Source organism: Streptomyces collinus Tu 365, assembly GCF_000444875.1.
In the GTDB taxonomy this organism is placed as follows: domain Bacteria; phylum Actinomycetota; class Actinomycetes; order Streptomycetales; family Streptomycetaceae; genus Streptomyces; species Streptomyces collinus_A.
The window spans coordinates 2034485-2056912 of the sequence record NC_021985.1 but is presented as its reverse complement, the minus strand read 5'-3'; the positions used below and the strand labels follow the sequence as shown (position 1 = coordinate 2056912).

Annotated in this window: 25 protein-coding genes and 1 tRNA gene; 13 read left to right on the top strand and 13 right to left on the bottom strand. The window is 74.3% G+C overall.

Annotated elements, in window-relative coordinates; genetic code table 11:
- Positions 1–185: 185 nt before the first annotated feature.
- Positions 186–485, bottom strand: a complete 300-nt coding sequence (locus B446_RS08700) for a hypothetical protein (RefSeq protein ID WP_020939050.1) — start codon at positions 483–485, stop codon at positions 186–188.
- Positions 486–596: 111 nt separating this feature from the next.
- Here B446_RS08700 and B446_RS08695 point away from each other — a divergent pair, with 111 nt between their 5' ends.
- Positions 597–1541, top strand: a complete 945-nt coding sequence (locus tag B446_RS08695) for an NADP-dependent oxidoreductase (RefSeq protein ID WP_020939049.1) — start codon at positions 597–599, stop codon at positions 1539–1541.
- Positions 1542–1765: 224 nt separating this feature from the next.
- Here B446_RS08695 and B446_RS08690 read toward each other — a convergent pair whose 3' ends face one another.
- Positions 1766–2656 (bottom strand): LLM class F420-dependent oxidoreductase, encoded by an 891-nt coding sequence (locus B446_RS08690; RefSeq protein WP_020939048.1) that lies wholly within the window; start codon positions 2654–2656, stop codon positions 1766–1768.
- A 198-nt stretch (positions 2657–2854) separates the two neighbouring features.
- Between B446_RS08690 and B446_RS08685 the strand changes: the two genes are divergently transcribed.
- On the top strand, positions 2855–3286 hold the full coding sequence (locus tag B446_RS08685) for a hypothetical protein (protein WP_020939047.1): 432 nt from the start codon (positions 2855–2857) through the stop codon (positions 3284–3286).
- Positions 3287–3332: 46 nt separating this feature from the next.
- Here the strand turns inward: B446_RS08685 and B446_RS08680 are convergent, their stop codons facing one another.
- The 4 genes from B446_RS08680 to B446_RS08665 all read right to left on the bottom strand — a co-directional run bounded on the left by B446_RS08680 (position 3333) and on the right by B446_RS08665 (position 5667).
- Complete coding sequence (locus tag B446_RS08680; RefSeq protein WP_043477902.1) at positions 3333–3659, bottom strand: DUF202 domain-containing protein; 327 nt, start codon at positions 3657–3659, stop codon at positions 3333–3335.
- On the bottom strand, positions 3656–4048 hold the full coding sequence (locus B446_RS08675) for a YidH family protein (RefSeq protein ID WP_020939045.1): 393 nt from the start codon (positions 4046–4048) through the stop codon (positions 3656–3658). The genes B446_RS08680 and B446_RS08675 overlap by 4 nt, the downstream gene beginning before the upstream one ends.
- Positions 4049–4069: 21 nt before the next feature.
- On the bottom strand, positions 4070–4585 hold the full coding sequence (locus B446_RS08670; RefSeq protein ID WP_020939044.1) for an NUDIX hydrolase: 516 nt from the start codon (positions 4583–4585) through the stop codon (positions 4070–4072).
- A gap of 188 nt (positions 4586–4773) precedes the next feature.
- Positions 4774–5667 (bottom strand): DMT family transporter, encoded by an 894-nt coding sequence (locus B446_RS08665; RefSeq protein WP_043477901.1) that lies wholly within the window; start codon positions 5665–5667, stop codon positions 4774–4776.
- 412 nt (positions 5668–6079) lie between these two features.
- Here B446_RS08665 and B446_RS08660 point away from each other — a divergent pair, with 412 nt between their 5' ends.
- From B446_RS08660 to B446_RS08650, 3 genes are read left to right on the top strand one after another with little or no spacing between them, the layout of a single operon-like run.
- A complete protein-coding gene (locus tag B446_RS08660) occupies positions 6080–7132 on the top strand; it encodes a hypothetical protein (RefSeq protein WP_020939042.1) in 1053 nt (350 codons plus the stop codon).
- 53 nt (positions 7133–7185) lie between these two features.
- Complete coding sequence (locus B446_RS08655) at positions 7186–7920, top strand: molybdopterin-dependent oxidoreductase (RefSeq protein ID WP_020939041.1); 735 nt, start codon at positions 7186–7188, stop codon at positions 7918–7920.
- A complete protein-coding gene (locus tag B446_RS08650) occupies positions 7904–8530 on the top strand; it encodes a cytochrome b/b6 domain-containing protein (protein ID WP_043475097.1) in 627 nt (208 codons plus the stop codon). The genes B446_RS08655 and B446_RS08650 overlap by 17 nt, the downstream gene beginning before the upstream one ends.
- 209 nt (positions 8531–8739) lie before the next feature.
- Here the strand turns inward: B446_RS08650 and B446_RS08645 are convergent, their stop codons facing one another.
- Together B446_RS08645 and B446_RS08640 are read right to left on the bottom strand one after the other, a co-directional pair.
- The gene (locus tag B446_RS08645; RefSeq protein ID WP_020939039.1) at positions 8740–10137 is read right to left on the bottom strand and encodes a GntP family permease; all 1398 of its coding nucleotides are present in this window, start codon (positions 10135–10137) and stop codon (positions 8740–8742) included.
- A gap of 37 nt (positions 10138–10174) precedes the next feature.
- Positions 10175–10693: a gluconokinase gene (locus tag B446_RS08640; protein ID WP_020939038.1), complete on the bottom strand. Its 519-nt coding sequence runs from the start codon at positions 10691–10693 to the stop codon at positions 10175–10177.
- 140 nt (positions 10694–10833) lie between these two features.
- Here B446_RS08640 and B446_RS08635 point away from each other — a divergent pair, with 140 nt between their 5' ends.
- Entirely contained in the window at positions 10834–11535 is a 702-nt protein-coding gene (locus B446_RS08635; RefSeq protein ID WP_020939037.1) for a FadR/GntR family transcriptional regulator, read from the top strand.
- Between the two features lie 39 nt (positions 11536–11574).
- On the opposite strand, the gene B446_RS08630 is transcribed toward B446_RS08635, so the two are convergent.
- The gene (locus B446_RS08630) at positions 11575–11952 is read right to left on the bottom strand and encodes a YchJ family protein (RefSeq protein ID WP_020939036.1); all 378 of its coding nucleotides are present in this window, start codon (positions 11950–11952) and stop codon (positions 11575–11577) included.
- A gap of 114 nt (positions 11953–12066) precedes the next feature.
- Here B446_RS08630 and B446_RS08625 point away from each other — a divergent pair, with 114 nt between their 5' ends.
- Together B446_RS08625 and B446_RS08620 are read left to right on the top strand one after the other, a co-directional pair.
- The gene (locus B446_RS08625; protein ID WP_020939035.1) at positions 12067–12378 is read left to right on the top strand and encodes a dsRBD fold-containing protein; all 312 of its coding nucleotides are present in this window, start codon (positions 12067–12069) and stop codon (positions 12376–12378) included.
- Positions 12379–12390: 12 nt separating this feature from the next.
- Entirely contained in the window at positions 12391–13719 is a 1329-nt protein-coding gene (locus B446_RS08620; protein ID WP_020939034.1) for a phosphoribosyltransferase family protein, read from the top strand.
- A 13-nt stretch (positions 13720–13732) separates the two neighbouring features.
- Here the strand turns inward: B446_RS08620 and B446_RS08615 are convergent.
- Positions 13733–13820: transfer RNA gene (locus B446_RS08615), tRNA-Leu, on the bottom strand.
- 196 nt (positions 13821–14016) lie between these two features.
- Here B446_RS08615 and B446_RS08610 point away from each other — a divergent pair.
- The 3 genes from B446_RS08610 to B446_RS08600 all read left to right on the top strand — a co-directional run bounded on the left by B446_RS08610 (position 14017) and on the right by B446_RS08600 (position 16763).
- Positions 14017–15342, top strand: a complete 1326-nt coding sequence (locus tag B446_RS08610) for a M20/M25/M40 family metallo-hydrolase (protein ID WP_020939033.1) — start codon at positions 14017–14019, stop codon at positions 15340–15342.
- Between the two features lie 161 nt (positions 15343–15503).
- The gene (gene chpH / locus B446_RS08605) at positions 15504–15737 is read left to right on the top strand and encodes a chaplin ChpH (RefSeq protein WP_020939032.1); all 234 of its coding nucleotides are present in this window, start codon (positions 15504–15506) and stop codon (positions 15735–15737) included.
- Positions 15738–15881: 144 nt separating this feature from the next.
- Positions 15882–16763, top strand: coding sequence for a chaplin (locus tag B446_RS08600; RefSeq protein ID WP_020939031.1), 882 nt, complete (start codon positions 15882–15884; stop codon positions 16761–16763).
- Positions 16764–16853: 90 nt separating this feature from the next.
- Here the strand turns inward: B446_RS08600 and B446_RS08595 are convergent, their stop codons facing one another.
- Complete coding sequence (locus B446_RS08595; RefSeq protein WP_020939030.1) at positions 16854–17042, bottom strand: DUF5703 family protein; 189 nt, start codon at positions 17040–17042, stop codon at positions 16854–16856.
- Positions 17043–17089: 47 nt separating this feature from the next.
- On the opposite strand from B446_RS08595, the gene B446_RS08590 reads away from it, so the two are divergent.
- On the top strand, positions 17090–17821 hold the full coding sequence (locus B446_RS08590) for a hypothetical protein (RefSeq protein ID WP_020939029.1): 732 nt from the start codon (positions 17090–17092) through the stop codon (positions 17819–17821).
- A 56-nt stretch (positions 17822–17877) separates the two neighbouring features.
- Here the strand turns inward: B446_RS08590 and B446_RS08585 are convergent, their stop codons facing one another.
- Positions 17878–20172: a helix-hairpin-helix domain-containing protein gene (locus tag B446_RS08585; protein WP_020939028.1), complete on the bottom strand. Its 2295-nt coding sequence runs from the start codon at positions 20170–20172 to the stop codon at positions 17878–17880.
- Positions 20169–21152 carry an aldo/keto reductase gene (locus B446_RS08580; RefSeq protein WP_020939027.1) on the bottom strand — a complete coding sequence of 328 codons (984 nt, stop codon included), beginning with the start codon at positions 21150–21152 and terminating at the stop codon, positions 20169–20171. The genes B446_RS08585 and B446_RS08580 overlap by 4 nt, the downstream gene beginning before the upstream one ends.
- Positions 21153–21324: 172 nt before the next feature.
- Between B446_RS08580 and B446_RS08575 the strand changes: the two genes are divergently transcribed.
- Positions 21325–22380, top strand: a complete 1056-nt coding sequence (locus B446_RS08575) for an LLM class F420-dependent oxidoreductase (protein ID WP_020939026.1) — start codon at positions 21325–21327, stop codon at positions 22378–22380.
- Positions 22381–22428 lie beyond the last annotated feature (48 nt).

The window sequence follows — 22428 nt, the reverse complement described above, 5'->3', positions numbered from 1 at the left end:
GAACAGGAACGCGACCAATGATGCCGACCGGTCGGTATGCCGTCCAGTGCGTGGGCTCGCCCCGGGGGGAAACGTGACGGGAGCCACCCTAGGGCGGCGGCTCCCCGGCCGGCGCCGGGGAGCCGCCGGACCCGGCCGTACGTCAGGGCCGGCGGGCGGACGGGGTCAGTGGGCGGACGGGGCTCTCAGTGGTCGTCCCAGTGGTCCCCGTGCTCGGCGTGCCGGTGCCCGTCGTGCAGGTAGTCCACGTGGTCGCCGTGCCGCACCTGCGCGTGACCGCACTCGTCGTGGTGGACGTGCTCGTGCCCCTCGTGCGCGGTGTGCCCGGCCGGCTCGCACTCGTCCCAGTGCCCGCCGTGCTCGCGGTGCAGGTGGCCGTCGTGCGCGTAGTCGACGTGGTCGCCGTGCGGCACGGCCGTGTGCCCGCAGTCCGGACCGTGGCGGTGCGAGGCGTGTTCGGTGTGTTCCTGGTGCAGCGTGGTCATGGTGGGTGCCTTCGGGGTACGGGGGTTGACGACGGACAGGCTGCCACGCGAAGGCCACATATCGGGGCATCCCGGTTGCGTGGCGCACGAGTACCCCGGAGGGTCGAGGGCATGAAAGGCATCAGCTACAGCCGGTACGGCGGACCCGACGTACTGGAGTACGGCGAGCTGCGCGACCCGAAGGTGGGTCCCGACCAGGTCCTGGTCAAGGTGCGCGCGGCCGCGGTCAACCCGGTCGACTGGAAGTGCCGCGAGGGCTACCTCGACGGCGCGCTGGACGCCGTCTTCCCGGTGATCCCCGGCTGGGACGTCAGCGGGGTGGTGGTCCAGCCCGGCGTCTCGGTCACGGAGTTCGCCGTCGGGGACGAGGTGATCGGCTACGTCCGCGAGGACTTCCTGTCCCGGGGCACCTTCGCCGAGTACGTGGCCGCCCCGGTGCGCACCCTGGCCCGCAAGCCGCGCAACCGGTCCTTCGAGGAGGCCGCGGGACTGCCCCTGGCCGGCCTCACCGCCTACCAGGTGCTCGTCAAGGTGCTGGAGGTCAAGCGCGGGGAGACGCTGCTGGTGCACGCGGCGGCCGGCGGGGTCGGCTCGCTCGCCGTCCAGCTCGGCGTCCACCTCGGCGTCCGGGTGATCGGCACGGCGAGCGAACGCAACCACGACTATGTCCGCAACCTCGGCGGCGAGCCGGTGACGTACGGCGAGGGGCTGGCCGAGCGGGTGCGCGCGCTGGCGCCCGGGGGCGTGGACGCGGTCTTCGACACCATCGGCGGCGACACCCTGAAGATCTCCGCCAACCTGCTCGCCCCCGAGGGCCGGCTGGCGTCCATCGCCGACCCGGACGTGGTCGGCTTCGGCGGCCGGTACGCCTTCGTCCGTCCCGACTCCGCCGACCTCACCGAGCTGGCCCGCCTCGCGGAGGAGGGTGCCGTCACCGTGCACGTGCAGGAGACGTTCCCGCTGGAGCGGACGGCCGACGCGCACCGGCTGAGCCAGGAGGGGCGCACCCGCGGCAAGATCGTGGTGACGGTGGACTGGCCCGACGAGGAGGACTAGCGAGCGCGTCCGCGTCGCGGGCGATCCGCAGGCTAGGGGCCGAAGCGATCCGCCGGGGATCCGCCGAAGCGATCCGCCGGGGATCCGCCGAAGCGATCCGCCGGGGACGCGCCGGGCCGTGTCCGGGAAGTCCCGCCTGCCCCACGGCGACCGCCACGCCCGGCGCACGTACCGGACGCCGCGAGGCCGCCCTCCGGGTGGGCGACGGGATTCGCGGAGACGATCTAGCGATCCGCTGCCCCCGCCGGTCCGTCCGGGCGGACCCACGTCCGGGCCAGGTCCGCCACCCAGGCCGCCGCCGCGGCGGGCTCGGGCGGGGGCGCGCCGACGACCACGAGTTCGGTGACGCCCGCCGCGGCCAGGCCCGGGAGGTGCTCCGGTGTGCCGTCGCTCAGCGCGACGGCGATCGTGAGCTCCTCCACCGCGCGGCCGCGGCGGGCGCACTCCTCGGCGAGGACGCCGACACGCGAGCGGACCTGCGCCGCCGGGACGTTGAAGCCGTACCAGCCGTCCGCGTGGCCGGCCGCGCGGCGCAGCGCGGTGTCGCTGTTGCCGCCGACGACGACCGGGAGCCGGCCGCCCCGCAGCGGCTTGGGGTTGACCCGGATCGCGTCGAAGCGGGTGAACTCGCCGTCGAACGAGGCCGGGTCCCCGGACCAGAGGGCGCGCATCGCGGCCAGGTACTCCTCGGTGCGCCGCCCACGCCCGGCGAACGGGACCCCGAGCGCGGCGAACTCCTCGGCCGACCAGCCGACCCCGACCCCGAGGCCGAACCGCCCGGCCGAGAGCACGTCGAGCGTGGCGGCCTGCTTGGCGACCACGACCGGGTTGTGCTCGGGCAGCAGCAGCACACCGGTGGCCAGCTCGATCCGGCTGGTGACCGCGGCGGCGAAGGCCAGGGCGAGCAGCGGGTCCAGCCAGTCCGCGTCCGCGGGCACCGCGATCCGGCCGTCGTCCGCGTACGGGTAGCGGGAGACGGGCGCGTCCACGAGCACCACGTGCTCACCGCACCACAGCCGCGCGAACCCGTGCGCCTCCGCGGCCACGGCCACGGCCCGGATCACCTCCGGACGGGCACCGTCGCCGATGCCGAGCGCGTGCAACCCCAGCCGCATCGCCACCTCCTGGCGCCACCGTAGGCGCACGGTACGGCGCTGCCCGCGCGGCGGCCCGCCGGGCGCCGTCCGGTTCCGCCGGGCGGGTGAGCCGGCGGCCGGGCCGCGGTGCCGACATACGGAAAGCGGATGGTCTGTTCGCGTGAGGGGGCTGGCGCCGTACGGAGCGCGTCCGCCCGGTCGCCTCATAGTGGCGGCATGAGCATTGATCAGGGCACCGACGAACTGATCGTCCTGCAGGCCCCGCAGGCGACGGTCCTGGCGCGGCAGCTTGTCGAGGGAGTGGGCAGCCATCAGGAGCGGAAGGCGACGGTGGTCCTCGCCTCCTTCCGGGGCGGCTACTGGCTGCGCCGCTTCACGGAGGAGCCCGACCTGGGCGCCGTGCGGCCGCACGACCGCCCGACCTCGGTGGACTGGGCGCGCCTGCGGGACCTGCTGCGACGGCCCGAGCTGCTGGACGACGACCGCCGGGAGCGAGGCAGCATGGGCCCGCACCTGGCCGTGCTGGAGATCGCCGTGTCCCTGGCCGCGGGGCACCCCCTCGACCTGTGCCGGGTGGCGATGCAGCTGTCCGGGGCGGAGTGGCGGGACGTCCTGCTGAGGATGGAGTCGGCCGCGGACTTCGTCTGAGGCCGGCGGCCGGACGGCCGGTGGACCCGTCGGCCCCGCCGGACCGTCAGACCACCAGCGCGGCCGCGCAGACGGCCAGGGCCACCGCGCACAGCACCGCGGCCGTCGCCTGCCGGCCCGCGAGCGCGGGCGGCCGGGGCCGGGAGGCCAGGGCGTGGATCCGCCGCTGGGCCACCCCCAGGAAGCCGAGCCAGAGCGCGCAGCACAGCGCGCACACCGTGACCCCGCCGGCCGTGGGCCCGCCGTGCAGGGCGGTCCGCACGGCGAGGACGGCGGCCACGGTGCTCGACAGCGTCGTACGGCGCCAGGCCAGCCGGGTCCGCTCCGGCTGGAGCCCCGGGTCGCGGTCCCCGACGGCCCTGGGCGCGCTCATCCCGCCCATCCGACCAGCACCACCACGACCATGGCGACGGCCACCACCGCGACCACCAGGCCGAGCACCGCGGGGAAGCGGGACGTCGGCAGGTCCTCGCCGCGCCGCATCGCCCGCTCGCAGCGCACCCAGTGGTTCACCGCGCGCAGCGAGCACAGCACCCCGGCGCCGAGCAGGGCCAGCGCGAGCCCCACCCGCCAGGCCCAGCGCAGGTCCGGCAGGAACTGGTCCACCGCGAAGCCGCCGCCGATCAGCGCCAGCGCGGTGCGCAGCCAGGCCAGGAAGGTGCGCTCGTTGGCCAGCGAGAACCGGTAGTCGGGGGTGCTGCCCTCGTCCCGTACCTGCTCCGGGGCGAACCAGAGCCGTACGTTCCGCGCGAATTCGATCACGCGCAGGACCCTACCGGGGCGTCACCCGGCCGACCGGAACTCCCCGAGCCGCTCGTACGCGGCCAGCCCGTCCGGCACCCACTCCCACTCGTCCAGGCGCCGTGCGACCTCGTCCTCGGTCAGGAAGCCGTACCACGCGACCTCCTCCGCCTGGGGCCGCACCGGCAGCTCGCAGCGCACCTCGTACACCGCCGACCACCAGCTGTGCCCGGCCCCGTCGTCGTAGAGGAACCGGAACAGGGGCCGCGGCCGGGGCAGGCCGGTGACGCCCAGCTCCTCCTCCGCCTCCCGCAGGGCCGCCTCGTCGTAGGACTCGCCCGCGCCGACGACACCGCCGACGAACAGGTCGTAGAGGGAGGGGAAGACCAGCTTGGTGGCGGTGCGGCGGTGCACGAACAGCCGCCCGGCCGCGTCCCGGGCCTGGACGAAGACGCACCGGTGGCGCAGGCCCCGCGCGTACGCCTCGCCGCGCGGGACCCGGTCCACGACCCGGTCGTGCTCGTCGACGATGTCGAGGATCTCGTCAGCAGGATTCATGCCCGCATCCAAGCAGGCCGGCCAGGCACGGCCCGCACTCCGCCGGTGGGCTCGCCGGCGCCGGAGGCCGGCCCCTGCCCGGCGGGCCCGGCGGCCTCGGCACCGATAGAGACGCCGCCCGCCGGGGTCCGCGCCGCCGGAGATGCCGCCCGGCGGGCCAGGCGCCGCCGGAGATGCCCCCGGCGGGCTCAGCGGTGCTGGAGGTCGTGGTCGGGGCGGGGCTGGGACGGGCCGCAGGGCATCGCCGGGTGCAGGCCGAGCAGGACGATGCCCGCGACGATGGCGGCGAGCCCCGCCGCCTCCCAGGCCAGCGCCCCGGTGTCGGTGTGCAGCCGGTCGCCGAGGAAGCCGACCCCGCACAGGATGCCGGCCAGCGGCTGGGCCGCCGTGAGCGCGGGCAGCGACATGCGCAGCTCGGCCGTCTCGAAGGCGCTCTGCACCAGGACCAGCGCGGTGACGCCCAGCACCAGCACGCCGTACGGCTGCCAGTCGGTGACCAGGCCCGCGAGGCCGCCCTCGGAGAAGCGGGTGCCGCTCACCCGGGTGAGCGCGTCCTGCACGCCGTACAGCAGCCCAGCGGCGGTGGCCAGCAGGACCGGGCCCCGCTCCAGCCGGGACCGCTTGGCGTACGTGGTGAGCACCAGCGCGGTGCCGAGCATCGCCCCGATGATCAGCCAGTGCCGCACCGGATCGGCGACGGCGCTGCCCGCCCGCGGTTGGCCCGCGAGGATGAAGGCGCTCACGCCGCCCGCGAGCAGCGCGAGGCCGGTCCAGCCCTGCCGGCCCAGGGACCTGCCGGTCCGGTACCGGGACAGGGCGAGCGCGAACAGCAGGTTGGTGGCGAGCAACGGCTCCACCAGGGAGATCTCGCCCTTGCCGAGGGCCACGGCGCCGAGCGCCATGCCGGCCACCATCAGGGCGATGCCGCCCAGCCAGCGCGGCACCCGCATGAGGTCCAGGAGCAGCCGGAACGACAGGAAGTCGCCGAGCGGTGCCCTCTGGGCGACGTCCTGCTGGAGCACGAAGCCGAAGCCCACGCAGCAGGCCGCACTCACGGCGAGGAGGAGAACCAGAACGGACAAGCTGCGTACCTCGATCATCCGGCCGGACCATGGACGCGTAGGGGCCCGACTGTAGCGCTCCGGGACGGCATTGACCCGGAGAGTACCCGGAACCGGACCCACGGCCCGGCCACGGTGCCCGGCCCGGCGGTGGACCGCCCGGGGCGGCGGGACCGTCCGGCGCGGCGGGACCGTCCGGCCATGGTGGGCCGCGGGCGGACCCGGCGCCATGGCGTACGCCACAGCGTTCCGGCCGCTTTCCGGCCGTGTCCCGCGCCCGCACCACCCCGAGCAGGGCACTCGCGCCCGGGCGGCTCCTGCCGACAGAATGGTTGAAGCCGGGAACATTCCGGTTCCGCTTGACGCGATCCATGGCTGGGGGTTTGCTGTGCGTGATCGGTCGATGGCAGCCCGAGAAACAGGAAGTTCCGCGGTGCCCCCTCTCCCGCCCCTGCTCGGCGCTCGCCGGGCCCCCACGGCCCCGTCCGGCGACACCGCCCCGGACGACTCCGGCGTGTTACCCGGCGCGGTCGGCGACCCCTTCGCCGACGCCCTGGACGACGCCCTGGACGACGCCCTCAGCGACGCCGAACTGCTCGCGGCCCGGGCCGCGCTCACGCAGGGCCGGAGGCAGGCCGCCCGCTCGCTGCTGCTGCACACCGGCGACGACTGGGACCGCCGCGGCCACCGCGTCACCGTCCTGGCCGGCGCGCCGGACGCCGCCGCCCGGGCCCACGACTGGCTGCTCGCCGAGCCCGGGTCCGCCGACGCCGTCACCCTGCACGCCCTCGCCCTGGTCCAGCGGGCCCTGCGCGGCGAGGAGGACGCCGACCGGGCCCGCGAGGCCTGCGGCACCGCCGCCGCCCTCGCCCCCGCCGACCCCACCCCCTGGCTCGGCCTGCTGCTGCTCGCCCGCACCCTCGGCCCCGAACAGGAACTGCTGCGGGTCTTCGCCGAACTCCGCGAGCGCCACCCCGACCACCACCACGCCCACCACCTGCTGGTCGCCCGGCTCGCCGAACGGCCCGAGGGCGGCCGGGCCGAGTCCCACGAGGTGTACGACCTCGCCGAGCGCGCGGCGGCCGACGCCCCCGCCGACTCCCCGCTGGCCGTCCTGCCGGTGGTCGCCTACGCCGAGCGCTACCGGGTCCTCGCCGCCACCGGCCTCGCCCCCGCCGACCCGGCCGCCTCCGGGCACTGGTCGGGGCCCCGGGCCCGCCGGGTCCTGCGCGCCGCCTTCGACTGGTGGCTGGAATGGGAGCGCGACGAGCACCCCCGCCACCACACCGACCTCAACCACCTGGCCTTCGCCATGTCCTGCGCCGGCCGCCCGGCCGAGGCGGCCGCCCTCTTCCGGCGCATCGGCCGCCACGCCACCAGGGCCCCCTGGTCCTACCCGCACCGCGACCCCTGGCGGGCCTTCCACACCGCCCGGGCCCACGCGCTGCGCGGGCACGGCACCCGGGACTTCCTTACGGAATCCTGACCGGTCGCCCGACTCCCTGGCACCGACCGCCCCGGAAGTGCTCGAATGAACAGGTGAATCCCGAACCGACCGAGGACCCCGGCGCGCAGGGCAGGCCCGTCGGCCGCCGCGTGTTCCTCGGCACCCTGGGCCTCGGCGCCCTCGGCGTCGCCACCGCGCCCGCACTGCAACGCGGCCTCGAAGGCATCCTGGGCGCGGTCGCCGGCAGCGACCCGACCGGCCTGAGCGGACTGCTGCCCAACGGCGGCGGCTTCCGCTACTACTCGGTCGCCGCGTCCGTCCCGGACCGGGGACCCGCCGACTACCGGCTCACCGTCGACGGCCTGGTCGACCGCCCGCACACCTACACCCTGGACGACCTGCGGGGCATGCCGCAGAACCGGCTGGTCAGAGACGTCCAGTGCGTCACCGGCTGGCGGGTCCCGGGCACCCCCTTCCAGGGCGTACGGCTCTCCCGCCTGCTGGACGCCGCGGGCGTCCGCCCCTCGGCCCGGGCCATCCGCTTCACCTGCTTCGACGGCACCTACAGCGAGAGCCTCACCCTCGACCAGGCCCGCCGCCCGGACGTCCTGGTCGCCCTGCGCATGCAGGACAAGGACATCGGCCACGACCACGGCGGCCCGGTCCGCCTCTACGTCGCGCCCATGTACTTCTACAAGTCCGCCAAGTGGCTCTCCGGCATCACCGTGACCGATCGCGTCCGGCCCGGCTACTGGGAGAACCTCGGCTACGACGTGGACGCCTGGGTGGGCCGCTCGAACGGACGGACCGATGAGCCTACGAGCTGAGACCCCGGCGCCGCCGAGCGCCCGCGTCCGCCGCTTCGGCCCGGCCCAGCGGTGGGTGCACCGCACGACGGCCGCGCTGATGGGCGTGTGCGTCGTGACGGCGGCCTGCCTCTACGTCCCGCAGCTCGCCGTGCTCGTCGGGCGCCGCGAACTGGTCGTCCGCGTCCACGAGTGCGCCGGACTCGCCCTGCCGGTCCCCGTCCTGCTGGGCCTCGCCTCCCGCGCCTTCCGCGCCGACCTGCGCTTCCTCAACCGCTTCGGCCCGCACGACCGGATGTGGCTGCGGGCCGCGCTGGTGCGCGACAAACGGCGCTCCTCCCGCCCGGCGGGCAAGTTCAACGCGGGCCAGAAGATCTACGCCGCCTGGATCGCCGGGGCCGCGCTGGTCATGCTCGGCACCGGCCTGATGATGTGGTTCACCCACCTGGCGCCGCTGGTCTGGCGCACCTCGGCGACCTTCGTCCACGACTGGCTGGCCCTGACGATCGGCGTGGTCCTGGCCGGCCACATCGGCATGGCCCTGGGCGACCCGGAGGCACGCAGGGGCCTGCGCACGGGTTCGGTGAGCCGGGAGTGGGCGAAGCGCGAACACCCGCTGTGGCGGCCCTAGTCCGCGAATCGCCGGCCCGGCCGGGCGCCGGTCCGGGGACCGGCGGCTTCTCCGCCCGCGGGCCGCACGCGCCGTGGCGCGCCCTCGCGTCCCCCCGTCGTCGGCGGGGAAGCCGAGCGGGCCCACCCCCTCTCCGGCCTCCGTGACCGGCCTCGGAGAGGCCGGGGGTCACGTCGGGGAGGGGGTGGGCCCGCGTCGCCGTACCGTCGCTAGACCACCAGGGACAGCAGCAGCACCAGGCCGCCGCCGACCACCGAGAGGATGGTCTCCATGATCGACCAGGTCTTGACGGTCTGACCGACGCTCAGCCCGAAGTACTCCTTCACCAGCCAGAAGCCGGCGTCGTTGACGAAGCTGAAGAAGAGCGAGCCGGAGCCGATGGCGAGCACCAGCAAGGCGGTGTGGGCGGTCGACATGTCGGCCGCGAGCGGCGCGACCAGACCGGCCGCCGAGACCGTCGCCACCGTCGCCGAGCCCGTGGCCAGCCGGATCACCACGGCGATCAGCCAGGCCAGCAGCAGCGCCGGGATCGACCAGCTCTTGGACACGTCCAGGATCATCTGACCCACACCGCAGTCGATCAGCGTCTGCTTGAAGCCGCCGCCCGCGCCCACGATCAGCAGGATGCCGGCGATGGGCATCAGGCCCTTCTCGACCGTCTGCTGCAGCCGCTCCTTGCTGAACCCGGCGGGCCGGCCCAGCGTGAAGAAGCCGACGATCACGGCGGCCAGCAGCGCGATCAGCGGGGAGCCGATGACGTCGAAGACCCGCTGGGTGGTGTTCGCCGCGTCGTCCACGACGATGTCGACCAGCGCCTTGAGCAGCATCAGCACGACCGGCAGCAGCACCGTCGCCAGCGTCGCCCCGAACCCCGGACGGCGCTCCAGCTCCTCCGACGGGCGCTGCGGCAGCATCCGGTCGGGGGCCGGGACGTCCACCCAGCGGGCGGCGAACCGGGAGAACACCGGACCGGCGATGATCACCGTCGGTATGGCGACCAGGAGGCCGAGGGCCAGGGTCACGCCCAGGTTGGCGTGCACCGCGTCGATCGCGATCAGCGGGCCGGGGTGCGGCGGGATCAGGCCGTGCATCACGGAGAGACCGGCCAGCGCCGGAATGCCGATGCGCATCAGCGAGTAGTTGCCGCGCTTGGCGACCATCAGCACGACCGGGATCAGCAGCACGATGCCGACCTCGAAGAACAGCGGCAGGCCGATCACCGAGGCGATCAGCACCATCGCCCACGGCATGGCGCGCCCGCCCGCCTTGGCGAGGATCGTGTCGACGATCTGGTCGGCGCCTCCGGAGTCGGCGAGCAGCTTGCCCAGGATCGCCCCGAGCGCGATCAGGACGCCGACGCCGGCCACGGTGGTGCCGAGCCCGGTGGTGAAACTGACGATCGCCTTGTCCAGCGGCGCTCCCGCGACCGCCCCGAGCGCCAGCGACCCGATGGTCAGCGCAAGGAAGGCGTGCAACTTGAACTTGGTGATGAGCACGACGATGACGGCGATGCCCACCAGGACGGCTATGCCGAGCTGGGCGTGGCCGGCCGAGGTGATCGGCGGAGGCGTGTCCGCTGCCAGCATCTCGACGCTGAGTCTGGTCACGGGGGTTCCCTTGCAGGTACGGGGGTGGGGTGAGGTGTTACTCGGTGATGTCGGGAAGCGCGTCGAGCGCCTTCACCGCGCGCTCGGTGATCTCCTGGGGGCCGCCGCCGACGTCCACCGCGACCCCGGCCTCGTCCGGCTCCAGCGGCTGGAGCGTGGCGAACTGGGAGTCCAGCAGTGCCGTCGGCATGAAGTGGCCCTCGCGGTGGGACATGCGGTCCTCGATGAGCTTCCGGTCGCCCGTGAGGTGCACGAACACGACCCCGGGAGCCACGGCCCTGAGCCGGTCGCGGTACGACCGCTTCAGCGCCGAACTGCTGACCACCCCGCCGAGTCCCGCCCGCCCGTGCGCCCAGTGACCGATGGCGTCCAGCCACGGCCACCGGTCGGTGTCCTCGAGCGGGATCCCGGCCGACATCTTGTCGATGTTGGCCTTCGGGTGGAAGTCGTCGCCCTCGGCGTACGGGACGCCCAGCCGGGCGGCGAGCAGGGGACCGATCGTGGTCTTGCCCGTCCCGGCGACGCCCATCACGACGACCACGTGGGGGGTGCGCATGACTGCCTCGCTGTCTTCCTCGACATCCGACGCCGCATCCGGCGTCGCCACACTGAAACCCATTAGTACGATGAATTCAAGAGCGTGTGACGTATAAGTCTGACTTTTTGTTCCCGTGATCCACGCCGTACGCTGAGTGCATGACCACTCCGGGCCGGGGGCTGCACGGCCGCGTACTCGACAGCCTCGGCCCAGCGATCACCGCGGGCGAGTACCCGCCCGGCAGCGTGCTGCGCACGGACGAACTCGCCCAGCACTTCGAGGTGTCACGCTCCGTGATGCGCGAGGCGGTCCGCGTCCTGGAGTCGATGCACCTCGTCGAGTCCCGCCGCCGGGTGGGCGTGACGGTACGGCCCAAGCCCGAGTGGAACGTCTACGACCCCCAGGTCATCCGCTGGCGTCTGGCCGGTGCCGACCGCCCGCACCAGCTGCGCTCGCTGACCGTGCTGCGCTCCGCCGTCGAACCGGTCGCCGCCGGCCTCACCGCCCGGCACGCCACGGCCGAGCAGTGCGCCGAACTCACCGCGTGCGCGCTGGGCATGGTCGCCAACTCCCGCGGCCACCGGCTGGAGGAGTACCTGGTCCACGACGTGGCCTTCCACCGCGTCATCCTCATGGCGTCGGGCAACGAGATGTTCGCCCGCCTCGGCGACGTCGTCGCCGAGGTGCTGGCCGGCCGCACCCACCACGAGGTCATGTTCGAGGACCCCGACCCCGCCGCCGTCACCCTGCACGTGCAGGTCGCCGAAGCGGTCCGCGAGCGCGACGCCGTCCGCGCCGAACGGCTGACCCGCGAGATCACCGAGGGAGCCCTCCAGGAACTGGAGATCCTGGCGCCCTAGTCACGGCGTCCCGGTCGCGGCGCCCCGGCCGCGCCCCGCTCACTCGTCGGGGAAGTCCCCGTCCACGTACACCCACGCGCCGTCCACCCGCTCGAACCGGCTGCGCTCGTGCAGCGAGCCGCCCCGGTACGAGGCCCGGAACGTGACGGTCCCCGTGCGGTGGAACGCGGACCCGTCGGTGGTGCCCAGGATCTCCAGCCCCGTCCACCGCGTCCCCGGGTCCAGGTCCAGCCGGCCCGGCCGGGTCCCCGGATGCCAGGTGCGCAGCAGGTAACCCGCGTCGCCCACCACGAACGCGCTGTAGCGCGACCGCATCAGCGCCTCGGCGGTCGGCGCGGCGGCCGTACCCGCGTGGAAGCGGCCGCAGCACACGTCGTAGGACTCGGGACGGCCGCAGGGGCAGGAGCGCGTGGTCATGGCACACATTCTGCCCGTACCAGGGGAGGCGCCCGCCGCCGCCGCGGTGCACAGTGGAAGGGGTGACGCGCCGCTGCGTCCCGTTTCTCGCAACGCAGTGAGGAGAGACGGACGATGACCCGACCCGTGAGCAGCCGTCCTCCCGCCGTGAAGGAATGGCGGCTCAACCTCTACCTGTCCGAACACGACCCGGACACCACGGCCCGGATCGTCCTCGACACCGGTGACAACGTCCTGGAGAGCCACGCGGAGGCCCGCCGCAGCCCCTACGACCCGGCCATGGCGGACATCGGCGACGAACTCGCCGCGGGCCGCGCCCTGATGGCCATGGGCCGGCTGCTGCTGCGCGCCGCCGCCGGCGACATGAAGGCGATCGGGGCGACCGAGACGGAGACCCCCGCTCCGCTCTGGCCGTCCCAGGAGTGACGGGGCCCCACCGTGCTCCTCACCGACCGGCGCGAAGCGGGACGGCTGCTCGGCGAACGGCTCGCGTACCTCCGGGGCCAGGACGTCGTGGTGCTCGGGCTGCCCCGCGGCGGGGTACCGGTCGGCGCCGCCGTCGCCGCCGCGCTCGACGCGCCCCTGGACATCTGCATGGTCCGCAAACTCGGCGTGCCCCACCAGCCGGAACTCGGCATGGGCGCCATCGGCGAGGACGGCGTACGGGTGATCAACCAGGAGGTCCGGCACGCCACCGGGGTCGGCGACGCGGACCTGGAGCGGGTCGAGGCACAGGAACGCGAGGTGCTGCGCCGCCGCGCCGGCCGCTACCGGGACGCACACGCGCCCGTACCCGTCGCCGGCCGGACCGTCGTGGTCGTCGACGACGGCGTCGCCACCGGCTCCACCGCCCGCGCCGCCTGCCGGATCGCCCGGGCCCGCGGCGCCGCCCGCGTCGTGCTCGCCGTCCCGGTCGCCCCGCAGGACTTCCCCCGGCGGCTCGGCGAGGAGGCCGACGAACTGGTGTGCCTGCACACCCCGGCCGGCTTCCTCGCCATCGGCCAGTTCTACGACGACTTCACCCAGGTCGGCGACGACGAGGTCACCACCTGTCTGCGGCAGGCCGCCGGACACCACGACCGGGTCGCCGGGACCGGCCCGGAGGACCGCGAGGCGGAGGTGGCCGCCGGCGCCGTACGGCTGCGCGGCCGGCTCACCCTGCCCGCCGGCGCCACCGCGGTCGTCGCCTTCGCCCACGGCAGCGGCAGTGGCCGGCACAGCCCGCGCAACCGGTTCGTCGCCGAGGGGCTGAACCGCGCCGGGCTCGGCACCCTGCTCTTCGACCTGCTCACCGAGGACGAGGAACGCGACCGCGCCAACGTCTTCGACATCGCCCTGCTGGCCGGACGACTGGCGGACGCCACCGCCTGGCTGCGCGAGGAACCCGACACCGAAGGGCTCGCCATCGGCTACTTCGGCGCCAGCACCGGCGCGGCCGCCGCCCTGTGGGCCGCCGCCGAACCCTCGGCACGCCCCGCCGTCGTCGTCTCCCGCGGCGGCCGTCCCGACCTCGCCGGACCCCGGCTGCCCGAGGTCACCGCGCCCACGCTGCTCGTCGTGGGAGGGGCCGACACCCAGGTGCTCGACCTCAACCGGGCGGCGCGCGCCCGGCTGCTGCGCTGCGAGAGCCGGCTCGACGTCGTTCCCGGCGCCACCCATCTCTTCGCGGAACCGGGAGCCCTGGAGCGGGTCACCGAACTGGCCCGCGACTGGTTCACCGGCCACCTGGCACCCACCCGACCGGCACACGCGAAAGGCCCCTGCTGAGCAGGGGCCTCACTGGTGTCCGAGGGGGGACTTGAACCCCCACGCCCGATAAAGGGCACTAGCACCTCAAGCTAGCGCGTCTGCCATTCCGCCACCCGGACAAGGTGTCTGTCGTGCGGGTTCTCCCCGCGGCGACGAAGGAAACACTACCAGGCTTTCCGGGGTGGCCGATCACCTCCCGTCCCCGGCGCCCGCAGGGCGTGAACGGCGTGTGACGGGCCGGGACCGGTCTTGGGCCGGAGGCGGTACCGGGGAGAGGATGAGGAGAACCACCAGCGGACAGCGGGAGGAAGCAGCGTGAGCGAGACGGACACGGCCAGGAGCGTCACCGGCGAGGACGAGGTCGTGGACCTCTGCCGTGAACTGATCCGGTTCGACACCAGCAACTACGCCGACCACTCGGGGCCGTGCGAGCGCGCGGCCGCCGAGTACGTCGCCGAGAAGCTCGCCGAGGTCGGACTGGAGCCACAGGTCTTCGAGTCGCACCGCGGGCGCGCCTCCACCGTGGCCCGCATCGAGGGAGAGGACCCGTCGCGGCCCGCGCTGCTGATCCACGGGCACCTGGACGTCGTGCCGGCCAACGCCGCCGACTGGACCCACGACCCCTTCTCGGGCGAGGTCGCCGACGGGTGCGTGTGGGGGCGCGGGGCCGTCGACATGAAGGACATGGACGCCATGACCCTCGCGGTCGTGCGCGACCGGATGCGCTCCGGACGGCGGCCGCCGCGGGACATCGTGCTCGCGTTCCTCGCCGACGAGGAGGCCGGCGGCACCTACGGCGCCCGCTACCTGGTCGACCACCACCCCGGTCTCTTCGAGGGCGTCACCGAGGCGATCAGCGAGGTCGGCGGCTTCTCCTTCACGGTGAGCGAGCAGCGCAGGCTCTACCTGATCCAGACGGCCGAGAAGGGCATGCACTGGATGAAGCTGACCGTGGCCGGGACCGCCGGGCACGGGTCGATGATCCACCGGGACAACGCCATCACGGAGCTGTCCGAGGCCGTCGCCCGGGTCGGCCGGCACAAGTTCCCGGTACGGGTCACCAAGACCACCCGGGCGTTCCTCGACGAACTCGGCGACGCGCTCGGCACCGAGCTGGACCCGGAGGACATGGAGTCCACCCTCGCCAGGCTCGGCGGTATCGCCAAGCTCATCGGGGCGACGCTGAGCAACACCGCCAACCCCACCCAGCTGAACGCCGGGTACAAGGTCAACGTCATCCCCGGCGAGGCCACCGCGCACATCGACGGACGGTTCCTGCCGGGGCACGAGGAGGAGTTCCTCACCGACCTCGACCGGCTGCTCGGCCCGAACGTCCGCCGCGAGGACGTGCACGCCGACAAGGCGGTCGAGACCGGCTTCGACGGGGCACTGGTCGAGGCCATGCAGTCCGCGCTGCTGGCCGAGGACCCGGCGGCCAAGGCGATCCCCTACATGCTCTCCGGCGGCACGGACGCCAAGTCCTTCGACGACCTCGGCATCCGCGGATTCGGTTTCGCGCCGCTCAAGCTGCCGCCGGAGCTGGACTTCGCCGGCATGTTCCACGGCGTCGACGAGCGGGTTCCGGTGGACGGACTGAAGTTCGGCGTCCGGGTGCTGGACCGGTTCATCGACGCGTCGTGAAGCAATGGGCCGTGACGCCATGGGCCCGGGCAATCGGGCGCCCGTGCGAAATCGACTGAGAAGAGTGAATGCGACGATAAGCTCGTAGCTCCATTACTCCTTCCTCGTTACAGGTGATGTGACTCCGCACCTTGGAGTCGCATTGCCTACTAGGAGGAATAATGATCAAGAAGGTCGTCGCTGCCGCGGCTGCCACCGGTGGTCTGGTTCTCGCGGGTGCGGGCCTGGCCGTCGCCGACTCGGGTGCCCAGGGTGCCGCCGTGCACTCGCCCGGCGTCGTCTCCGGCAACGTCATCCAGGTGCCCGTCCACGTCCCGGTGAACGTGTGCGGCAACACGATCAGCGTGATCGGGCTCCTGAACCCCGCCTTCGGCAACACCTGCGTCAACCACTGACGCCGACTCCCTGAGGGGCGTCTTTTTCGAGCCGTCGGCCTCGGAGCGCGCGCCATGCGCTCCGAGGCCGACCGGTCTTCTCTTCCGCGGAATTCCTCTTCGCGGAAACGCACAGAAAACCGAAGGCAGGGGGGAATTCAGAAAATGCGACAGGGCACCCGCAAGGGTCTGATGACCATGGTGGCCGCCACCGGCGTGATCGCCGCGGCGAGCGGTTACGCACAGGCCGACTCGGGAGCGGTGGGAGCCGCGTCCCATTCGCCCGGCGTACTGTCCGGCAACACCGTACAGGCTCCGGTGCATGTACCGGTGAACGTCTGCGGCAACACGGTGAACGTCGTCGGGGCGCTCAACCCGGCCGCCGGAAACGCCTGCGCCAACGGCGGCGGCCACTCCGGCTCCGGGGGGTACGGCGACTCCGGCCACGGCGGCTCGCACCACGGCGGCTCGCACGCGGGCGGTCACACCGGCGGCTCGCCCGGTGTGGGCTCCGGCAACACCGTCCAGGTACCGATCGACGTCCCGGTCAACGTGTGCGGCAACAGCGTCGACGTGATCGGTGTCGGCAACCCGGCCACGGGCAACGACTGCGCCAACGGCGGTGGCGGCGGGCACAAGGCCCCGCCCGGCGGCCCCAACGAGCCGGGCGGCCCGCGCCACCCCGGTCATCCGGGTCACCCGGGACATCCCGGTCACCCGGGCCACCCCGGCACGCCCGGCACGCCCGGCCACCCCGGCACTCCTGGTCACCCGGGTACGCCCGGCACCCCCGGACACCCCGGTACGCCCGGACAGCCGGGCACGCCCGGCCAGGGCGGCCACGCGCCGCACGGGCCGTCCGGATCGTCGGGAACGACCGGTTCGTCCCAGGTGAAGCAGCTCGGCGGTCGCGCGGACCAGTCCCTGGCCGCGGCTCAGCTCGCGCACACCGGCAGTGACGTGCCGCTGGGTCTGGCGCTGCCGGCTGGCGCGGGCGCGCTGCTCGCCGGCGCGGTGCTGTACCGCAAGTCCCGCGCCTCCGCGTAGGGCGGACGGAAGACCTTCCGCGCAGGGCGGACGGAAGAACGGAGCGGGCCCCGCCGCACGGCGGGGCCCGCTCCGTTCACGCGTCCTGAGTCACCACGTGGCCCGCACCTGGCGGATGATCCGCCGGCGCAACCGCACCCTGCGGCTGCCGTCGCGCATGAGGCTCAGTCGGTCCAACTCCCAGTGTCCGTACTCGGCATGCTCCGTCAGCAGACGTGTGGCGTCCTTGCGGGACACCCCGCGAGGTACGTACACGTCGACAAATTCGTATTCCGCCATCGCATCTATTGTGCGGGCTGGTGCCCGGTACGGATAGCGTCTGCACTATGTCTGATGCTGCGCAGCCCACCGCTGCCGAGGTACGCGCCGCCGCCGAGGCGGTCAAGACCGCGCTCGACCGCCACCTTGCGGCGGTCGAACGCAGGACGGGGGACGACGACCCGGCCGTCTACGAGGCCTTCAACGAGCTGGCCGCGGCCGCCGAGGTGTACGACGAACTGCTCTACGACCGCTACGACGAGGTCACGCCCTTCGAGATCCCCGGCGGGGACGACACACTGCCGCCCTACACCGGGCCCGAGGAGCCGAACGCCGTCAGCGTGCTGATCCGGCGCGACTACGCGGTGGCGGAGCCGCAGCGGCTGCTGGCGCAGGCCCAGCGGGTCGAGGCGGCCGAGTACGAGGAGGCCGTCGGCGCGGACGGGGACGCGGCGGCGACGGTCCCCGGCGCCCTGGGCATCCTGTTCGGCGAGTTCGAGCCCGACGAGATCGCCTCCCGGCACAAGGAGTTCGGCCTGGAGGAGGGCGACTCCACGCTCTGGGTCACCGCCGCCGACGAGCCCGCCGACCCCGGTGAGTGGCTGGAGGCGCCGTTCGAGCAGGTCGACCCGCAGCGGGTGGTGTGCAGGTTCGACGTGAGCGCGGTCTTCGACGAGGACGCCTCCGACGACCTCGACGAGGACGACGACCTCGAATTCGAGGACGGCGAGGACATCGAGGACGGCGAGGACCGCGAGGACGCGGACGGCGGCGAGGGGTCGCCGGCCGCCCGGCGGTGAGACCGCGGCGCTGAGGCCGGTGGCGGTGCCGCGCGGTCCGCGCGGCACCGCCGTTCCTAGCCGGCCGCGGGTACCTGGGCGCGCAGCAGCGTCTGCAGGCGGGTCGTACGGGGCTTCGCCGCCGTCTCCGCCACCGCCTTCGGCAGCGCCTGGTCCACGCCGTGCACCACTGACAGGTGGCGCTCCGCCCGGCCGAACGCCGTGTACACCCACGGTCTGCTGAGCGCCTGGGCGGCATCCCCGGGCAGGACCACGACCGCGGCCGGCCAGCGGCCGCCCACCGCCTGGTGCGCCGTCAGCGCCCAGCCGTGCCGCACCCGCTGCTCCACCCGCTCCCGCGGGACGACCATCGGTGCGCCCGCGCACTCCAGGTGCAGCCCGTCCGCGTCCGCAGTCACCACCCGGCCCGGCACCGTGCGGCCCGGGGCGGGGGAGTAGGCGACCCGGTCCCCGGGGTCGAACCCGCCGAAGCGGCCGGGCCCCGGGTTGAGGCGCTCCTTCAGGGCCGAGTTGAGGGCCCGGGTGCCGGCGGCACCGCCGTGTCCCGGGGTGATCACCACCGTCTGCTCGGGCGGCACCCCGAACGCGCGCGGCACCGAGTCCGCGACGAGCTGCACGGTCCGGTGCACGGCCTCGCCCGCGTCCCGCACCGGCACGATGACGACCTCCTTGCCGGGCGCCTCGACCTGGTTCAGCTCGCCGACGCCGACACCAGAGACGAGTTCACCCAGCGGGCCGGGGTCCGGGGTGCGGGAGGCGATCTGCGGGCAGGCGCGGGCCGCCAGCAGGTCGGCGAAGACCCGCCCCGCGCCGGCCGACCACAGCACCGCCGGGTCGCCGCTCAGCACCAGCCGGGCGCCGTCGCGCAGCGACTCGACCAGCATCGCCGCGTTCTCGACGTCCAGTTGGGGCGCGTCCAGCACGATCAGCAGATCGAGGTCCAGCGCGCCGTCCGCGTCCCGGCCGGGGCCCTCGGCACCGGCGAGGACGCCGGCGACCGTGCCGGTCGACGAGGCCGGCGAGGCGTCGTCGCCCCCGCCGGGCAGCACGCCGAGGCGGCGGCGGCCGTCGGGGGTGTGGCAGACGGCGAAGGCGCGCAGGCCCGCCGCGCGGGCGGCGCCGAGCAGCGCGGCCGGCTCCGCGCGGGCCGCCTCACCGCCGGTGTGCAGCACCAGGCCGTGCCCGGCGACCGCGCGGGCCAGCTCCGCCGCGCCGCCGGTGACCCCGGCCGCGAGCGCCTCCCACGGGCCCGCGGCCTCCCCGGGCGAGTTGACCAGCCGGGCCAGACCGTCCGCCAGGCTCTCCTCGGCGAGGGCGTACCGCTCCAGGCCGACGAGGACCCGGACCGGGCGTTCCTCCTCCTCGCCGTCCTCCTCCTGCCGCGGGGCGGGGGCGCCCGGTTCCTCCAGCGCGTCCTGGAACGCCAGTGCCTCGCCCTCGGCGAGGGTGCTCTGCACGGCGGCGTCCGGGTCGGGTACGGCCCGCTGGGCGAGCGCGGCGGTCAGCGCCGGCAGTTCGAGGGCGGTGTGCCCGGCCGACGCCGCCTGCTCCAGCAGCCAGACGGTCAGCGCGCGGCCGCGCCGCTCGTCGTCCGGGCCGCAGTCCGCGCCGAGCAGGGCCCGTGCGAACCCGTCGGCCTGCTCCGGGCGGACACCGCCGATCCGCAGCAGCTGCCAGGGGTCCTCCTGGAGCGCGTCGCCCGCGGCCTCGCCGAGGGCCGCGGCCACCTGTGGCGCCAGCGCTTCGGGAGCGCCGCCCCGGGCCAGCACCCGCCGTACGGACTCGACGGCCTCGGGGGCGGGCCCGCTCGGCACCACGGCCGGCACGGGCTGCTGGGGGCGCCGCACCGGCTCCGGGGCCTGGCGGCGCGGGGCGGGCGCGGGCTCGGCGAAGACCGTGGCCAGGGGCTTGGCCCCGCTCTCCACCGCCCGGACCGCGGCGAGCAGGTCGGCGGCCGAGCCGCTCAGCTTGGTGCCGCTCTCGATGGGGGCCTTCTTCTCGGCCTTGCGCCGCTCGATGCGTTCCCGCTCGAGCCGCTGCGCGGCCAGCTCGGCCTCCGCCTCGGACCGGTCGCCCGAGCCCTCGCCCCCGGCCGTGCCGGTGTCCCCGGCCGCGCCGTCACCCTCGCCCGGGGCCTCGGCCCCGGCCGGCTCCCCGCCGCCCTCGGGGTCCCCGCCGGCCGCCGCGTCCCGCTCCGGAGCGGCCGGAGAGTCCGGGGCGTTGAGGGCGTCCGGGGTGCCCGCGGTGTCCGGGGTGCCCGTGGTGTCCCGGGCCTCCGAGGTGTCCGGGCCCTCCGGGATGCCCGGGGTCCCGGGCCCGGTGTCCTCCGTGGTCTCCGGCTCCGTGCTCACAGCGTGCTCCAGTCGTGATCGGGATAGCGGTGCACGGGCGCCGACACATCGTCCAGCGCCCGGCAGATCTCGTCAGGAAGACTAAGCGCCTCCACTGACAGTGCCGCCGCGAGCTGCTGCGCGTTGCGCGCGCCGACGATCGGCGCGGCCACGCCCGGGCGGTCCCTGACCCAGGCGAGGGCCACCTGGAGCGGGGTGACCGCGAGCCCGTCGGCGGCCGTCGTCACCGCGTCCACGATGCGGGTCGCGGTGTCGTCCAGATACGGCTCCACGAACGGCGCGAGCTGCTCCGAGGCGCCCCGCGAGTCCGTGGGAGTGGCGTGCCGGTACTTGCCGGTGAGCACACCGCGGCCCAGCGGGGAGGAGGGCAGCAGACCGAGCCCCAGGTCGAGCGCGGCGGGCAGCACCTCGCGCTCCACTCCGCGCTGGAGCAGCGAGTACTCCATCTGCGCTCCGGCCAGCCGGGTGCGCGCCCCGGGCGCCGCGAGCTGCCAGGTCGCCGCCTTGGCGAGCTGCCAGCCGCAGAAGTTGGAGACGCCGGCGTACCGGGCGCGGCCGCTGCTCACCGCCAGGTCGAGCGCCTGGAGGGTCTCCTCCAGCGGCGTGGCCGGGTCGTAGGCGTGGACGTGCCACAGGTCCACGTGGTCCGTGCCGAGCCGGGCCAGGGAGGCGTCGAGCGCGGCGAGCAGATGGCCGCGGGAGCCGTCGACGCGGCGGTCGGGATCGGGGACGCTGCCCGCCTTCGTGGAGATCACCAGGTCCCGGCGCGGCACCAGGCCGTCCATGAGCTGTCCGAGCAGGTACTCGGCCTCCCCGTCGCCGTACACGTCGGCGGTGTCGACGAGGGTGCCGCCGGCCTCCCAGAACGCCTTCAGCATGTCCGCGGCGTCGTGCTCGTCGGTGTCCCGGCCCCAGGTGAGGGTGCCGAGCCCGATGCGGGACACGCGCAGGCCTGTGCGGCCGAGATGCCTCTGCTCCATGAGCGCGAGATTACTGGCCAGAACTGGTGCCGTGGGTTGCCTGTGGACAACTCGGATCGACCACCCGTGACCGGGTGACCTGCACCCGATCCCGGGCATGCCCTGCCGGTCGGGGCCGCCCCCGCGCTATGGTCTCCGCCAAGGACGTTACTCATGGGTAAGGGGATCGGCCATGCAGCTCGGGATCAACCTCGGCTACTGGGGCGCCGGGATGGACGCGGACAATCTCGCCGTGGCACAGGAGGCCGAGCGGCTGGGCTACTCCGTGTGCTGGGCCGCCGAGGCGTACGGCTCCGACGCGGCCACGGTGCTCAGCTGGGTCGCCGCGCAGACCGAGCGCATCGACGTCGGCTCGGCCATCTTCCAGATCCCGGCCCGGCAGCCGGCCATGACCGCGATGACCGCGGCGACCCTGGACTCGCTGTCCAAGGGGCGCTTCCGGCTGGGCCTCGGGGTCTCCGGACCGCAGGTCTCCGAGGGCTGGTACGGCGTGAAGTTCGACAAGCCGCTCTCGCGCACCCGCGAGTACGTGGAGATCGTGCGCAAGGCGATGACCCGCGAGCGGCTGTCGTTCGAGGGCGAGCACTGGACGCTGCCGCTGCCCGGCGGCCCGGGCAAGCCGATCAAGCTGACCGTGCACCCCGAGCGTGAGCACATCCCGCTCTACATCGCCGCCATCGGTCCCAGGAACCTGGAACAGACCGGCGAGATCGCCGACGGCGCGCTGCTGATCTTCCCCTCCGCCGAGCACCTGGAGGAGACCACGATCAGGCACCTGCGCGCGGGCCGGGAGAAGGCCGGACTGACCCTCGACGGGTTCGACGTCTGCCCGACCCTGCCGCTGGCCGTCGGCGACGACAAGGACGTGGCCCGGCTCGCCGACACCTTCCGCCCCTACACCGCCCTGTACGTCGGCGGCATGGGCAGCATCAAGCAGAACTTCTACAACCAGCTCGCCCGGCGCATGGGGTACGAGAAGGAAGCCGCCGAGATCCAGGAGAAGTACCTGTCCGGGGACAAGCAGGGAGCCGCGGCCGCGGTCCCGCAGGACCTCATCGACCGGACCACGCTGCTGGGGTCCGTGGAGCGCATCGCCGACCGGATGAAGGCCTACGCCGCCGCCGGCGTCACCACCCTCAGCCTCGCCCCCGCCGGCTTCACCCTCGACGAGCGGCTGGCCTCCCTGCGGGCCGGCAGCGAGGCCCTGGAGCGCGCGGGCCTCGCCTGACGGGCTTCCGCGGCCGTGGTGGGGGCTCGGGGGTCTTCCCCGCCACGG

Excerpts from the sequence above, each read along its gene's own strand:
- B446_RS08700 (WP_020939050.1), bottom strand. The coding sequence starts at position 485 with ATGACCACGCTGCACCAGGAACACACCGAACACGCCTCGCACCGCCAC.
- B446_RS08695 (WP_020939049.1), top strand. The coding sequence starts at position 597 with ATGAAAGGCATCAGCTACAGCCGGTACGGCGGACCCGACGTACTGGAG.
- B446_RS08690 (WP_020939048.1), bottom strand. The coding sequence starts at position 2,656 with ATGCGGCTGGGGTTGCACGCGCTCGGCATCGGCGACGGTGCCCGTCCG.
- B446_RS08685 (WP_020939047.1), top strand. The coding sequence starts at position 2,855 with ATGAGCATTGATCAGGGCACCGACGAACTGATCGTCCTGCAGGCCCCG.
- B446_RS08680 (WP_043477902.1), bottom strand. The coding sequence starts at position 3,659 with ATGAGCGCGCCCAGGGCCGTCGGGGACCGCGACCCGGGGCTCCAGCCG.
- B446_RS08670 (WP_020939044.1), bottom strand. The coding sequence starts at position 4,585 with ATGAATCCTGCTGACGAGATCCTCGACATCGTCGACGAGCACGACCGG.
- B446_RS08650 (WP_043475097.1), top strand. The coding sequence starts at position 7,904 with ATGAGCCTACGAGCTGAGACCCCGGCGCCGCCGAGCGCCCGCGTCCGC.
- B446_RS08640 (WP_020939038.1), bottom strand. The coding sequence starts at position 10,693 with ATGCGCACCCCCCACGTGGTCGTCGTGATGGGCGTCGCCGGGACGGGC.
- B446_RS08635 (WP_020939037.1), top strand. The coding sequence starts at position 10,834 with ATGACCACTCCGGGCCGGGGGCTGCACGGCCGCGTACTCGACAGCCTC.
- B446_RS08630 (WP_020939036.1), bottom strand. The coding sequence starts at position 11,952 with ATGACCACGCGCTCCTGCCCCTGCGGCCGTCCCGAGTCCTACGACGTG.
- B446_RS08625 (WP_020939035.1), top strand. The coding sequence starts at position 12,067 with ATGACCCGACCCGTGAGCAGCCGTCCTCCCGCCGTGAAGGAATGGCGG.
- chpH (WP_020939032.1), top strand. The coding sequence starts at position 15,504 with ATGATCAAGAAGGTCGTCGCTGCCGCGGCTGCCACCGGTGGTCTGGTT.
- B446_RS08600 (WP_020939031.1), top strand. The coding sequence starts at position 15,882 with ATGCGACAGGGCACCCGCAAGGGTCTGATGACCATGGTGGCCGCCACC.
- B446_RS08595 (WP_020939030.1), bottom strand. The coding sequence starts at position 17,042 with ATGGCGGAATACGAATTTGTCGACGTGTACGTACCTCGCGGGGTGTCC.
- B446_RS08590 (WP_020939029.1), top strand. The coding sequence starts at position 17,090 with ATGTCTGATGCTGCGCAGCCCACCGCTGCCGAGGTACGCGCCGCCGCC.
- B446_RS08580 (WP_020939027.1), bottom strand. The coding sequence starts at position 21,152 with ATGGAGCAGAGGCATCTCGGCCGCACAGGCCTGCGCGTGTCCCGCATC.
- B446_RS08575 (WP_020939026.1), top strand. The coding sequence starts at position 21,325 with ATGCAGCTCGGGATCAACCTCGGCTACTGGGGCGCCGGGATGGACGCG.